This window comes from Spirulina sp. CS-785/01 (assembly GCF_028330525.1).
Classification (GTDB): Bacteria; Cyanobacteriota; Cyanobacteriia; order Cyanobacteriales; family Spirulinaceae; genus JAQMSD01.
The window spans coordinates 1-13,098 of record NZ_JAQMSD010000194.1; the positions used below are offsets into that span (position 1 = coordinate 1).

Below are 13,098 nucleotides of genomic sequence, written 5' to 3' on the forward strand. Positions count from 1 at the left end.
CCCTCTCTCCCCTATCTCCCCTATCTCTCCCATCTCCCCTATCTCCCCTATCTCTCCTATCAACTATCAACTCCCCTTGCCACCCCTTCCAGTTTGTAGGACAATACGGAGGGGATAAACTGGGACGTAATGTACGAGCTTCACACATTAGAAACCTATCTAAAGCAGTTTTTCGGCTACGATAGCTTTCGTCCGGGACAACGGCAAATTATTGAAGAAGCCTTACAAGGGCAAGATTTATTAATTGTCATGCCGACAGGGGGCGGAAAATCTCTGTGTTATCAACTCCCAGCGTTACTGAAACCAGGGTTAATGGTGGTGGTGTCTCCCCTCATTGCCTTAATGCAGGATCAAGTGGATGCGTTGTTGGATAATGGCATTGGGGCGACGTTTCTGAATAGTAGCTTGGAATTGTCAGAAATGCGATCGCGCAGTCAAGCCATCCTCAACGGCAAAATTAAACTCCTCTACGTCGCCCCCGAAAGACTCCTCAACCCCGGCTTTCTCGACTTCCTAGACAATATTCAAGCCCGTATCGGCATTACAGGTTTTGCCATCGACGAGGCCCATTGCGTCTCCGAATGGGGCCACGACTTTCGCCCCGAATACCGCCAACTGCAACGCCTCCGCCAACGCTATCCCCAAACCCCAGTCCTCGCCCTCACCGCCACCGCCACCAAGCGCGTCCAAAAAGATATCATCCAACAACTGCACCTCAAAACCCCCAGTTGTCACATCGCCAGCTTCAACCGCCCCAACCTCTACTACGAAGTCCAACGGAAACAACGACAAAATTACAACCAACTCCTCAAAGCCATCCGCCAACAAAACGGCAACTCTGGCATTGTCTATTGTCTCAGTCGTCGCAAAGTCGAAGAAACCGCCACCCGTCTCCACCGTGACGGTATCGCCGCCCTCCCCTACCATGCGGGAATGACCTCCCGACAGCGCACCGACAACCAAAACCGCTTCATCCGCGATGATGTACAGGTCATTGTAGCCACCATTGCCTTTGGCATGGGCATTGATAAACCCGACGTGCGCTTTGTCTTCCACTACGACTTACCCCGCAACCTAGAAGGCTATTATCAAGAGTCAGGCCGTGCCGGCCGAGACGGAGAAAACGCCAACTGTATCCTCTTTTATAGCCCAGGAGATATTTACCGCGTCGAGTATTTTATCAATCAAAAAACCAACCCCGACGAACAACGCATCGCCCAAGAAAACCTCCGGCAAATTATAGATTATGCCGAAGGAACAGTTTGTCGGCGCACCATTCAACTCAGTTACTTTGGTGAACGTTTCCCCGGTAACTGTGGCAACTGTGACAACTGCCTCAACCCCCAACCCATCGAAGATTGGACCATTGAAGCCCAAAAATTTCTCTCCTGTGTCGCCCGATGTCGAGAAAAATTCGGCATTACCCATATTATCGACGTTTTGCGGGGGTCCCGGAAAAAGAAAGTCGAACAATACGGTCATCATTTACTCTCCACCTATGGCATAGGCAAAGATAAAAGTAAAGACCAGTGGAAACTCCTCGCCCGTTCCCTCCTCCATCAAGGATTAATGAGTAAAACCACCGATGGGTATGGGGTGTTAAAACTGAATAAAAAGAGTTGGGAAATTCTCCGGAAACAGCGTTCTGTCTCCATTGCGGTTCCCCACCAAAAAGCCGTTAAAAGCCAAGATACGTCTTCCCTCTCCGTAGAAGCAGAAATGCTTTTTGATCGCCTTCGTAGCCTCCGAAAACGCCTTGCTGATGCCAATAATGTCCCCCCTTACGTGATCTTCCATGATTCCAGTTTACGAGTAATGGCACGGGATAGACCCCAATCTTTAGCCGATTTTGGCGATATTTCTGGGGTGGGACAACGGAAGTTAGAACAGTATGGGAAGGAGTTTTTATCTGAGATCAGAGCATTTTGTTATGAACATCAACCCCCCGTTTCTCTCCCCTCGGATACCCAAATGGCAACCTTGCAATTGTGTCAGCAGGGGTTAAGCATTGAGGAGATGGCCGAACGCCGCCAGATGAAACCTAGCACGATTGTTTCCCATTTAAGTGAGTTAATTGAACGGGGTCAACCTGTAGAGATTAACTTTTTTATATCAGGAATTCGCCAAAAACAGATTGTAGTGGTGATCGAACAGGTAGGGGATCAGTCTTTAACAGCAATTCGGGAGGTGTTAGGGGAGGATTATAGTTATGATGAGATTAAATTAGTCCGGGGATGGTGGCGCAATCAAAAACGGCGGATTTGAAATCATAATCAGCTTCTTTCAAAAAGATCATACAGTTGTCCAGTTTTTTCATCAATTCCATCTGCTAATCCATAATCACCTATAGCTCTAGCTGAGTTTGCTGCAATTACAGAGGCATCTAAAAGCCAAGGATTGGCACTCTTAATATTCTCTGGTTGCAATAAATCCAGAGCTATTTCTAGACTTTTATGATATTGCTGATCTCTATAGAGTAACTGTACATATATAAAAATTTCCTCTAGCTGTAGTTTACCGCTACCCCATAATGGTTGGATAGCCTTTAACGCATTTTTACACCATTCAGTTGTAACATTTGATAAATCAAGATAGGTACTTTTAGCTTGCTCTAAATAACTTTGGGCAAGATTCATTTTTGCTTCTTCATCCTCTGAAATTAGTGAAATAAGTTTCCATCCAAAAAATCTCATATTTTTAGTATCTTTAGTCATACTAAAAAATCGCATCGCTGTTCTATACACTTCTGGATGAGGATAAACAGTAGCTAACTCAAGAATTCGTTTTTCTGATTCTTTAGGGGGAAGTAATAGAACTTGGCGGCTAACTTTTTCTATTTCTTGTTTAATACTTTTATCAGCAATTTTTATATTTAATCCATAAAATAAATACACATAATTGCTAACTAATTCTTCACTTTTTTCAGCTTGATTAATTGCCAAAAATTCTTCTAACTCTAAAGCAGGACACGAAAAGAGAAAGAACAACTTATTATCCTCAACTTCAAATATTTCACAACATTTTTCTTTAAATTCTAATAAATTATCGGGTTTTGGGATACGGGAAACCACAACCTTAACATCAATCTCTTTGTCTAATGTTTTAGCAACTTGACTATTTTGTATTAGCTGCTTAATATGCTTAGTGACTCGGATACTCTCTGAACTGAGAGAAGAAAGCATCACTACCTCATCCGCAAGCTGTTGAGTACATAACCCGGCAATTTCTGTAATTCCGGTTCGAGAGTCTATAATGACAAAATCAGCAGCAAGTTCTGTCTCTAAATGGGACAAAAACTGTTGAAAGAAAGCAACCCCATTACGCTGTTTAGAAAAAATTATTCCCCAATCGAGTTGATTTAATTTTTTATAATAGGTTTCAGCGAGATATTGACCTGCGGGGATTAACCAAAGTGTTTCTGCATTTTCACCATCATCTAACGGAATATTTCGACAGAGTTCTTTAATATTTTCTGGGTCTTGATTAGTTTTTTGAAATTCTAGGATATAATCTAGGATTCCCTTTTGGTTATCGGCTAAAGGAGGAAGTGCGAATTTAGCATCAATTCCGGGCGCTTCTAAATCAAAATCAATGACAACTGTTTTTAACCCTAATTTGGCTAAATAAACAGCAAAATTAGCAGCAGCGAGGGTTCTACCGACTCCCCCTTTATAGGAATAAAAGGTAATTACTCTCATGCGACATTCCCTCCCCATAATCCCCGATCAGAAACTAGGGCGGAGGAGTTGACCCGGTTATATCAGTATGCGCGGATTGGGGATATTGATGGCGTTGAACGAGAGGCCCAACGCCTTGAGCAGCAAGATAGCCGTTATGCGGAGTTTAGCCAACAGATTTTAGATTGGGCGAGTGAATTTAACGATCGCGCCATTTTAGAGTTGATCACCCCAGTCATCACCCGGACTCAAGGACGTTGATGGGGTTTGCTCTCCCGTCTAGTTCGAGGAGAAGGTTTCGTCGTATTCTTCTAAGAGTTCGTCTAACTCCTCTAAGGCTTGGTTTACGTCAAGACGGAGATTGCCTAGATCGGGCTGTTCGAGGAGGTTTAAGAGAAATTCGCGCTGACTGCGGAGTTTTTCCACGCGCTGTTTCAGAGTTTGCTGATCTAGTTGTTCGGGCATAGCGATCGCTCCTGTTCCACAAAAAATAGAGACTGGCTTAAACAATCTTAACGAAGAACGGGGGATAATGGAGAAGAATCCCTTGCACGAGAATAGTCCCCAGTGAGATTGGGATTTTGTGCGACGATTCTAGATCAATGTCTCTCCCCAGTGGGGAATAGAGACGGGAAAACGCAAGCAATCAAATTATGTTTAGAATCATTCCCCTTGGACAAGTTTTTCTGATTGTGGGTGGGGTCCTAACCCTGATGGGGTTTGTGGCCTACGGGTTGAGTAAACCCACCTTAAATTTAATTGGCTTTTTCTACGGTGTTCCCCTGTTACTGGGAGGACTCGCGTTAAAATCGGCGGAATTAAAACCCACCCCTTATAGTCATCCGACTCCCCCCGATGTCGTCGAGTTACGCAACCAACAGGCCACCGACACCCAAAACCAAATCCGCAAAGATGTCACCCGTTATCGCTATGGCCAAGAAGCACATTTAGATGAGTCTTTAGAACGATTAGATTTAAGTCCCTCTGATGACGAACGCCCTGTTTTACAGGCTATCCGAGAGGAAGCAATCGATGGCTATTACGCGCTCATTTTAGAGTTCAATTCCCCCTTTGTACCGTTGGACAGTTGGCAAACCCGTCAAGAGCGCATTGAAAAGTATTTTGGCCCCAATATTGTCGCTAAAATTAGCCAACCCGAGGAGGAAGAAAATAAAGTTGAAGTTGCGTTAATTGTTCGGGATACTGAAGATCAGACCCCAACAGCGTAATGTTGACTGATTTTAGTGGCATTCCCTAAAGCGGCTGTCGGGGATGGGGAGAAATTCAGAGCTTCACAGGCTCTCAAGGCAGAAAACTCACCCATCCCTTACTAATTTATCTGATTCAATGACCCGCGCAATCTCATGAAGCAAGAGTTATATTACTTTCGGTGAACCTAAAAATTGCTGAAAGTTGGCTAAAAGCGTTACTGTAATTAGTTTCTGACCACCTTTTTAGGTTAACTTGCTCCTTGTTCCAACATCTGCCCTCTGCCCTCTGCCTTCAGATGCTGTTTACTGTTTTAAATATTATGTCTCAAGTTAATCCAAAAGTTTCGCCAGAAGGTTTTACAGATGAGGACTTTGTACAGGCAATTGCCGAAACCCTCGCCGAAAAAATTACGGTCATGAATGCCCTCTCTCATCAGGAAACCGAAGTGATGGCAACCTCAACCTATGTACGCCATTCTCCTGTTATTTTAACTCGTAAAATTATTAGTGTCGCTTGTGTTATCTTTTTAATTTATGCCATTATTAACATTTTTGAGCTTTTGTCCATAGAATTTTCGTTAAATGTGGGGTTTGTTTGCTCTGTTTTAACCATATCATCAGGTTTAGGATTAATTATTTGTTTAGTCTCAGAGGTTTTTCGCGGGGCAGGATTAGATGTCGAAATGCAGATTAAACAAGGGACAAAACAGTTTAAAGAGTATCATTTTATTCCCTCACTCAATCGTTTCCCTTTTGTATTACTACTATTAGCTTTAGGGTTTTTAACGATTATTTTAGGGTTTGCTAGTTTTTATACAGAATTATTACGACAAAACCCCCATCATTTTTCGGGAATCCAAGATGGATTTCTGGCCATTTATTTTTCTATTGTCACCTTTTCTACCGTAGGGTATGGGGATATTCACCCCGCTTCTTTTGCGGCCAGAGTCACGGCAATTTGTGAGATTTTTATTGCTATGTTTTTTAGTTTAGTTGTCATTTCTACTACCTTATCTTGGGTAATTGCTCATAAACGGCAAGAGCAAGAAATTGCCATTAAAAAACGAATTCAAGCTCACAAAAAACAACCGGATTAAGACAAAAACTCCTCCTATCCAGTAGATTCTCTGCAACGAAACAGGGTTGATTTTTTTATCAATAAGCTCTAGATTCCGTATTACCTCTGAAGTAGTGCTACTCATTCTTAACAAAACTGCAAACACTGAGCGATCGGGATCAGCTTTTACTTGCAACTAATTGCAATAAGCGACCCAACCCACCGCTAGTTCATCTCCGTGGCTCACCAAAAATAAACCGCCTAAAATCTTAATATATCAGGGTTTTAGAGTTTTGCTGCCCTTCAATTTATCAATCTAAACCCCATCAATAAGAAAAAATAATTTTTTTTTAATTGAAATATATTTTCAATTAAATCCGGATACTGTAGGATGAGTGCAATCCAGCTTTATTGCATAATATTCTCAATAGTTGCTGGAGACCTGTAAATCTTTCTCAAGGAGGTAGAGATGCTGGAAACAGCCGACCCAACCTTAAAATCCTCAGCCCCGTGGTGGGCAGGGAATAACCGCCTCACGGAGCTTTCGGGGAAACTCCTCGGAGCGCACGTCGCCCACGCAGGCTTAATTGTCCTCTGGGCTGGCGCGATGACGCTGTTTGAAGTGAATCAATTTAACCCCGGACAACCCATGTACGAACAGGGGTTAATCCTCCTCCCGCACCTCGCTACGCAAGGATGGGGTGTGGGTGCAGAGGGCGAAATTGTCAGCACCTATCCCTATTTTGTGATTGGGGCATTACACCTGATTTCCTCTGCCTTTTTGGGCTTTGGCGGCATTTTTCACGCCCTCAAGGGGCCAGAAAAGTTAGATGAAAATTCCTTTTTTGGCTACGACTGGGGGGATACCAACAAAATGACCACCATTCTCGGTATTCATTTAGTTTTACTGGGGATTGGGGCGTTTCTCTTGGTGGCCAAAGCCATGTTTTTCGGCGGCCTCTATGATCCCAACGTGGCTGATGTCCGCGTGATCAGCAATCCCACCCTCAATCCTGCCGTGATTTTCGGCTATCTTTTCGGGACAATGGGTAAATTTTGGATTGCTGGAGTCAATAATCTAGATGTTGTCGTTGGGGGACATATCTGGATTGGCGTATTGTTAATTGGCGGCGGCCTCTTTCATATCGCCACCCAACCCTATGCTTGGACGCACTCCTTGTTTGTGTGGTCGGGAGAAGCCTATCTCTCCTACAGTTTAGGGGCATTAGCTCTCATGGGCTTTATTGCCACCCTTTACATCTCGGTGAATACCACCGTTTATCCGGAAGTTTTCTACGGGCCGGGGTTGGTCATTCGCCAGAATGTTTTGCCCTATTTCTCATCCCCTGATCCCGATCTTGTCACTTCTCGGATATGGCTGGCCAATGCACATTTTTGGCTGTCCTTTTTCTTCCTTCAGGGGCATTTGTGGCACGCCTTGCGATCGCGCGGTTTCGACTTCCGCAAAGGTCGCATCAACCCCAAAGCCACCCCTGCACAACCTTCTGAACAAGCCGCATAAGGAGATTGAACTATGACCGCAGTGATCACAGAAAGTCCGTACAAACAACAAATTCCCCGTGTCGGTTGGTGGGCAGGCAATAACCGCCTCGTCAACCTCTCCGGCAAACTCCTCGGCGCACATATCGCCCATGCGGCACTCATTGTCCTCTGGGCGGGGGGAATGACCCTTTTTGAAATTTCTCGCTTTAATCCCGAACAGCCGATTTATGACCAGGGTTTAATCCTGTTGCCCCATTTGGCGACATTAGGCTTTGGTGTCGGGGCAGGGGGCGAAATTGTTAGCACCTATCCCTACTTCGTCATCGCTGTTTTACATATTGTTTCCTCGGTAGTTTTAGCCGCAGGGGGGCTTTATCACTCCCTCATTGGCCCCGAAGTCCTCGAAGATAGCGAAAGCAGCACTGGCTTTTTCGGCTACGACTGGACTGACGGAGATAAAATGACCACCATTCTCGGCATCCACTTGATGTTATTAGGGTTTGGGGCTTGGTTATTGGTCGCCAAAGCCATGTTTTGGGGAGGACTCTTTGACCCTTGGGCTGGTAGCGAAGGGGCAGTACGAGTGATTAATCATCCTACCATTAACCCAGTTACTATTTTCGGCTATTTAGTCGGCCAGCACGGGCCGCAAGGCATGGCCGCAGTGGATAACCTAGAGGATGTCGTTGGTGGACATATCTGGGTGGGGTTAATGTGCCTCGTTGGTGGCATTTTCCATATCTTGACCCAACCTTTCCTCTGGGCAAAACGCATTTTAATCTATTCCGGAGAAGCCTATTTATCCTACAGTATTGGAGCGTTGGCTTATATGGGCTTCTTTGCCGCCTATTTTGTCACGGTGAATGATACTGTCTATCCGGAAGTCTTCTACGGGCCTTCTGGGGTGTTAGAGGCAACCACAGGCGAAATCTCTGCGCGGGGCTGGTTAGCGACCTTCCACTTTGTTTTGGCAGTCCTCTTTTTAGCGGGACATATTTGGCACGCTATCCGGGCCCGGGGGGCTGAAGCGGGGTTTGATTTTAATAAGGGGGAGATGCCCAAAGCTGACAATAATCTCTCTCAGTCTGTCAATGCAGCAGATGTCACTTTGAAATTCCTGCAAAATCTACCTTTGTATCGTCGTGGGGTGTCGCCCTTTTTCCGGGGGTTAGAAATTGGCATGGCCCACGGATATTGGTTGGTTGGCCCCTTTGTGGTGTTGAGTCCGTTACAGGATACGGAAGCGGCGAATTTGTCGGGGTTGATGAGTGCAGCGAGTGTCATTATTGTAATTGCGATCGCGCTCTCAGTTTATGGCAGCAACTCATCCATTAAACGCTGGGAAACCACCCCGCGTCCCACCTTCACGGCCACCATTCCCAATGTACCCGCCACGGTACAAACCGCAGAGGGATGGAGTCAGTTTGCCAGCAGTTTTCTCATTGGTGGAATTGGCGGCGCAACCTTAGCCTATTTACTCCTGAATAATGTAGAGGCATTACGTTTAATTGGCGAAGGATTGGTCAATTACTAAAGTTGTTCCGAGACGGCAACTGATTCATCACCGAAAACACAGAGATTCTTTCCTTGTGAGGAGAACACACTTTTATTCATAACCCAAATAATCACAAGGAGTTACGATGTCAAAAATTGGTCTATTTTTTGGAACACAAACCGGGAATACAGAAACCATTGCTGAGTCGATTCAAGAGGAATTTGGCGGCGATAGCGTTGTCACACTACACGATATTGCCGATGCCGATGCAGACGATTTTAATGAGTATGAGTGCATCATTGTCGGTTGTCCGACGTGGGATATTGGCGGCTTACAGGCAGACTGGGAAGGTTTCTTTGAAGAGTTAGATGATATTGACTTTAATGGTAAAAAAGTCGCCTATTTTGCCCCAGGCGACCAAGTTGGATATGCCGATAACTTTCAGGACGCGATCGGCATTTTAGAAGAAAAAATTGCTGCTCAGGGCGGTAATACTGTGGGATATTGGCCAACGGAGGGCTATGATTTTACTGCCTCAAAAGCGGTAAAAAATGGTAAATTTGTGGGATTAGCATTAGATGAAGATAATCAGTCTGATCTCACGGAAGAACGCATCCAAACTTGGGTTAAACAGTTGAAGTCTGAGTTTGGTTTGTAAAACAATTTTTTATAACTGAAAACTGAAAACGTTACCTTCGATCAGTTTTTTAAAAGTTTCCTACCTGACCTTGTTTTCATAGGGTTGTCATGCCCTTGAAAACATAATGAAGAGGGTGGGCAATTGCCCACCCTACTTTTTTTGGAGACTATTTTTTTGATTGGTTAATTTTCAACAAAAATAATGCTTTCTTTTTATCTACTACAAGTTCATCAATTAATTCCTGCTCCCTTCCTTTCTTTAGTCGTTTGGTTGAGTTTGCCGTTATTATTCTGGAATCTAGGACAAATGCTGCAAAATGGTTTAGCTTATTTTAAGCGACTGCATCAAATTCCTTGTAATAACTGTACATTTTTCACAGGGGATTATTACTTGAAATGTACAATACATCCCTACACTGCTTGTTCTGAACAAGCCATTAACTGCCGTGACTTTGAGCCAAATTGTGCTAGAAATAAAGTAGCGTTGAAGCAGGACTAACGAAAAGCTATGGTTGCCATATTGGATAAACAACCCGTCTCAATGCAGCAATTCTTGGATTGGTATCCAGAAAATACTCATCACCGCTATGAATTGAGACGAGGGGGAATTGTCGAAATGCCAAAACCGAGAGGGAAACATTCAGAAATTGCCGGGTTTGTTATAAAGCAGTTAAATAACCAAATTGACTCCTTGCAAGTGCCTTATTTTATTCCCAGAGAATGTATCCTAAAAATTTCGGAAGATACAGGGTATGAACCAGATATTGCGGTGGTCAATCGACCGTCTCTTGTGAATGAGTCCCGTTGGGAAAGTTCCTCAGTGATTGAGCAAGGAAAATCGGTTAAACTGGTCGTTGAGGTGGTTTCTACCAATTGGCGTGATGATTATGCCCTGAAAATGTCCGATTATGAGAGTATTGGTATTGGTGAATATTGGATTCTCGATTATTTAGGTCTTGGGGGACGACGTTACATTGGTTCACCCAAACAACCTACTTTCACAGTTTGTCGGTTAGTGGAGGAGGAATACGAAATACAGCAGTTTCGTAGCGATGATCCCATTATTTCTCCCACTTTCCCAGACTTTCCCTTAACCGTTAATCAAGTTTTTTTGGGTAATGAATAATGGATAATGGATAATTGTTAATTGATTACTGATTACTGTTTACTGATAAAGAGGTTGTGTAACTTGCTTCTCTCTTGCGGTGTCACACAACCTCGGTTGATGCAATGGGGGGGATATTGACAGTTACGCAGCGAGACTGTCGGGACTGAGGGGGACAAGATCACCATTAGCGGTGAGGCCAAGTAGCATGGGTGTATTTTCGGGTATTACCTTGCCCGTTAGGACACAATGTTCGTCTTTTTGCGCGATCGCATGAATACTAGCGCGAATATCTGCCTTAGTAAACTGCGGTCGATAATCTCCCGACTTATGCTGGACATAATTCCAGAGAATATCACGGATCAAAGCCTGATATCCGGTGCTTCCAGACAATTCTTTCAGCTTCTCTTTTAACTCTCTTTCGAGGCGAATACTGGTCACTTCCATTTCCGTAGTTGAGGTTCGAGTCCGAAGTAAAGTACGCATCGACGAAATTTCCTCCAATAATTGTGGACATATTAGTATTACAAGTGTAGTATGTAAAAGACGGGTTTTGGCAACCCCTCAACTAAAGAAAGTTTTGGGTCGCCATTGTCCCTTTGCAGGTTGTATGTCCCCCTAACTCAAGAGGTTACTGTGAATCTTCTGTACACCCCAGCTACTCCCCAATCTCTACTTCCTTTCCTCCTCTCTTGTCTTCTAGAGGGAAATGAAGACAGACGCGGTGTAGCTGTGTGTGATGTAGCAGCAAGCATCCAGTTTCCCGTCTTTTGGACAGTCTTAGGGACTATCCTCAGACGGGGTTGTATCACACTTAACAGGGCAAATGAGAGTCACCTCTCAAACCCGTCCCAAAGCACCCATGATTTAGATCACACTGATTTTAATCAAATTGATTTAGATCACAGAAATACCCGAAATGTCATGGGTTGGCGACTTTTCCCAATCCAACTAAACCCAAGCAATTTTCAAAATAATTCCCAAAATAATTCCCAAAATTATTCACACAAGAATAATAAACCCCTAGACGCATCCATTGGCGATCAAGTCATTAACCCTCTGGGTGGTTATTCGGGACAAGATGAGGAAACCTTAACCCCTCATCAGACAAGCGGGAGGTACAGATATAACCCCACTGTACCCAAATAAAACCCAAATATCGGTTTTATCGTGTCCCGCTTCCTCCTGAGAGAGTAAGCGGGTTTTAAATATTCGGGGAATCCTCAATTAACTTACGCTGCGGCAAGGAGTTTACAGTCGTGACGAGTCTAACGGAAACCCTCAACCATTCAGTGGTTGTTTTTTCAAAAAACTATTTACCCTTAAATCGGATTAATATTCGTCGGGCCATTGTGCTGTTAGTCACCGGGAAAGCTGAACCTGTGGACTTTTTAACCCCAGACACCGAGTTACCCGTGGGGTGGCAAGTCAAGTCTCCCAGTTTGGTGTTGCAAGTCCCCCCTCATATTCGTTTAACCATGACGGCCCAAGAACGAGTCTGGAAAGTCCCGGCGGTAAACCGTCGAGAAGTCCTGAAACGGGATAAACACAGTTGCCAATATTGCGGAAGTCGGCACAAGTTGACCTTAGATCACGTCATTCCCCGATCTAAGGGGGGAAAACATTGTTGGGACAACATTGTCACCGCTTGTGAACGGTGTAATGGGAAAAAAGGCGATCGCACCCCAGAACAAGCGGGAATGCCCTTAAAAACCCGTCCTAAAGCCCCCACCCATCCCACTGTTGCTTTTGCCAATGAATTTTGGCAACAACAGCGTCACTCGTGAGTGATGGGGGAGAGAAGACCTTTTTAGCCAAGTCCTTTCTTTCCCCCCACTCCGCCGCTACTTCCCCGATATAGACGGGATTGACAGGAGAAAACAGTACCCATGCTGAAACTCACTTACACTGAAAACGGATTCTGGTTAGAACAGTTCACCCAACCGATGGAAGATTGGGTCAACCAGCGCGTTCTGTTGGCCTTGCGGTCTGGGACTCCGCTTTATGTTGAACCCAGTACCGCCGCCTTTTTGTTACCGATGAATTTGCCCCACTGGGACGAGTTAGAAATGTTGGTGCAACAGGAGGGAAGTAATGCGATCGGTTTAGCCGTTTGTGATGAAGACTATATGGAAGTGAGTCTAGATGGGACTTGGTTAGTGTCTGATCCTCATAGTGAAGAAGGGATTTTTGTCACGACAATGAGCGATCGCGCAGAATTCTTCCTCTATACATTCTGGAAAGAAGCCGAGACAATGGCCTCGATTCAGGATTCAATGACCCCCACCTACTTCGTGAGGTGGGGGAGTGGGGAGAGATAACCTTCCCGTAGCTGCGAATAGCTCTCCAGGGGTATTGCGGATTAACACTACTGGTCGTTTCTCTAGACCGGATTAGCTGTAAGGGGGCGG

The 13,098-nt window shown here is 44.7% G+C and carries 14 protein-coding genes; 11 read left to right on the plus strand and 3 right to left on the minus strand.

Annotated elements, in window-relative coordinates; translation table 11 throughout:
- The first annotated feature begins 129 nt into the window (after positions 1-129).
- Complete coding sequence (gene recQ / locus PN462_RS12720; protein WP_272128636.1) at positions 130-2,265, plus strand: DNA helicase RecQ; 2,136 nt, start codon at positions 130-132, stop codon at positions 2,263-2,265.
- Positions 2,266-2,273: 8 nt separating this feature from the next.
- Here the strand turns inward: recQ and PN462_RS12725 are convergent, their stop codons facing one another.
- Positions 2,274-3,698, minus strand: a complete 1,425-nt coding sequence (locus tag PN462_RS12725; protein WP_272128638.1) for a tyrosine-protein kinase family protein — start codon at positions 3,696-3,698, stop codon at positions 2,274-2,276.
- Between the two features lie 48 nt (positions 3,699-3,746).
- Here PN462_RS12725 and PN462_RS12730 point away from each other — a divergent pair, with 48 nt between their 5' ends.
- Positions 3,747-3,938: a hypothetical protein gene (locus PN462_RS12730; protein ID WP_272128639.1), complete on the plus strand. Its 192-nt coding sequence runs from the start codon at positions 3,747-3,749 to the stop codon at positions 3,936-3,938.
- Positions 3,939-3,956: 18 nt separating this feature from the next.
- On the opposite strand, the gene PN462_RS12735 is transcribed toward PN462_RS12730, so the two are convergent.
- The gene (locus PN462_RS12735; protein ID WP_443029163.1) at positions 3,957-4,142 is read right to left on the minus strand and encodes a hypothetical protein; all 186 of its coding nucleotides are present in this window, start codon (positions 4,140-4,142) and stop codon (positions 3,957-3,959) included.
- 188 nt (positions 4,143-4,330) lie between these two features.
- Here PN462_RS12735 and PN462_RS12740 point away from each other — a divergent pair, with 188 nt between their 5' ends.
- The 7 genes from PN462_RS12740 (at position 4,331) to PN462_RS12770 (ending at position 10,708) form a co-directional block, all read left to right on the plus strand.
- Positions 4,331-4,906, plus strand: coding sequence for a DUF2854 domain-containing protein (locus PN462_RS12740; protein ID WP_272128642.1), 576 nt, complete (start codon positions 4,331-4,333; stop codon positions 4,904-4,906).
- 302 nt (positions 4,907-5,208) lie between these two features.
- The gene (locus tag PN462_RS12745) at positions 5,209-5,985 is read left to right on the plus strand and encodes a potassium channel family protein (protein WP_272128643.1); all 777 of its coding nucleotides are present in this window, start codon (positions 5,209-5,211) and stop codon (positions 5,983-5,985) included.
- Between the two features lie 429 nt (positions 5,986-6,414).
- Positions 6,415-7,467 (plus strand): chlorophyll a/b binding light-harvesting protein, encoded by a 1,053-nt coding sequence (locus PN462_RS12750; RefSeq protein ID WP_272128644.1) that lies wholly within the window; start codon positions 6,415-6,417, stop codon positions 7,465-7,467.
- Between the two features lie 12 nt (positions 7,468-7,479).
- The gene (locus PN462_RS12755) at positions 7,480-8,982 is read left to right on the plus strand and encodes a chlorophyll a/b binding light-harvesting protein (RefSeq protein ID WP_272128645.1); all 1,503 of its coding nucleotides are present in this window, start codon (positions 7,480-7,482) and stop codon (positions 8,980-8,982) included.
- A 106-nt stretch (positions 8,983-9,088) separates the two neighbouring features.
- Positions 9,089-9,601 (plus strand): flavodoxin FldA, encoded by a 513-nt coding sequence (gene fldA, locus PN462_RS12760; RefSeq protein ID WP_272128646.1) that lies wholly within the window; start codon positions 9,089-9,091, stop codon positions 9,599-9,601.
- A gap of 183 nt (positions 9,602-9,784) precedes the next feature.
- Positions 9,785-10,081, plus strand: a complete 297-nt coding sequence (locus tag PN462_RS12765; RefSeq protein ID WP_272128647.1) for a hypothetical protein — start codon at positions 9,785-9,787, stop codon at positions 10,079-10,081.
- Between the two features lie 9 nt (positions 10,082-10,090).
- Positions 10,091-10,708, plus strand: a complete 618-nt coding sequence (locus tag PN462_RS12770; RefSeq protein ID WP_272128648.1) for a Uma2 family endonuclease — start codon at positions 10,091-10,093, stop codon at positions 10,706-10,708.
- A 123-nt stretch (positions 10,709-10,831) separates the two neighbouring features.
- Here PN462_RS12770 and PN462_RS12775 read toward each other — a convergent pair whose 3' ends face one another.
- On the minus strand, positions 10,832-11,173 hold the full coding sequence (locus tag PN462_RS12775) for a hypothetical protein (protein WP_272128649.1): 342 nt from the start codon (positions 11,171-11,173) through the stop codon (positions 10,832-10,834).
- A gap of 773 nt (positions 11,174-11,946) precedes the next feature.
- On the opposite strand from PN462_RS12775, the gene PN462_RS12780 reads away from it, so the two are divergent.
- Entirely contained in the window at positions 11,947-12,474 is a 528-nt protein-coding gene (locus PN462_RS12780) for an HNH endonuclease (protein WP_443029162.1), read from the plus strand.
- Between the two features lie 102 nt (positions 12,475-12,576).
- Positions 12,577-13,008 carry an alr0857 family protein gene (locus tag PN462_RS12785; RefSeq protein WP_272128651.1) on the plus strand — a complete coding sequence of 144 codons (432 nt, stop codon included), beginning with the start codon at positions 12,577-12,579 and terminating at the stop codon, positions 13,006-13,008.
- Positions 13,009-13,098: the final 90 nt, after the last annotated feature.

What these genes read in the sequence shown, in the direction of transcription:
- PN462_RS12735 (WP_443029163.1), bottom strand. Translation starts at nt 4,142, where the DNA reads ATGCCCGAACAACTAGATCAGCAAACTCTGAAACAGCGCGTGGAAAAA.
- fldA (WP_272128646.1), top strand. Translation starts at nt 9,089, where the DNA reads ATGTCAAAAATTGGTCTATTTTTTGGAACACAAACCGGGAATACAGAA.
- PN462_RS12725 (WP_272128638.1), bottom strand. Translation starts at nt 3,698, where the DNA reads ATGAGAGTAATTACCTTTTATTCCTATAAAGGGGGAGTCGGTAGAACC.
- PN462_RS12755 (WP_272128645.1), top strand. Translation starts at nt 7,480, where the DNA reads ATGACCGCAGTGATCACAGAAAGTCCGTACAAACAACAAATTCCCCGT.
- PN462_RS12750 (WP_272128644.1), top strand. Translation starts at nt 6,415, where the DNA reads ATGCTGGAAACAGCCGACCCAACCTTAAAATCCTCAGCCCCGTGGTGG.
- PN462_RS12770 (WP_272128648.1), top strand. Translation starts at nt 10,091, where the DNA reads ATGGTTGCCATATTGGATAAACAACCCGTCTCAATGCAGCAATTCTTG.
- PN462_RS12775 (WP_272128649.1), bottom strand. Translation starts at nt 11,173, where the DNA reads ATGCGTACTTTACTTCGGACTCGAACCTCAACTACGGAAATGGAAGTG.
- PN462_RS12765 (WP_272128647.1), top strand. Translation starts at nt 9,785, where the DNA reads ATGCTTTCTTTTTATCTACTACAAGTTCATCAATTAATTCCTGCTCCC.
- recQ (WP_272128636.1), top strand. Translation starts at nt 130, where the DNA reads ATGTACGAGCTTCACACATTAGAAACCTATCTAAAGCAGTTTTTCGGC.
- PN462_RS12785 (WP_272128651.1), top strand. Translation starts at nt 12,577, where the DNA reads ATGCTGAAACTCACTTACACTGAAAACGGATTCTGGTTAGAACAGTTC.
- PN462_RS12740 (WP_272128642.1), top strand. Translation starts at nt 4,331, where the DNA reads ATGTTTAGAATCATTCCCCTTGGACAAGTTTTTCTGATTGTGGGTGGG.
- PN462_RS12745 (WP_272128643.1), top strand. Translation starts at nt 5,209, where the DNA reads ATGTCTCAAGTTAATCCAAAAGTTTCGCCAGAAGGTTTTACAGATGAG.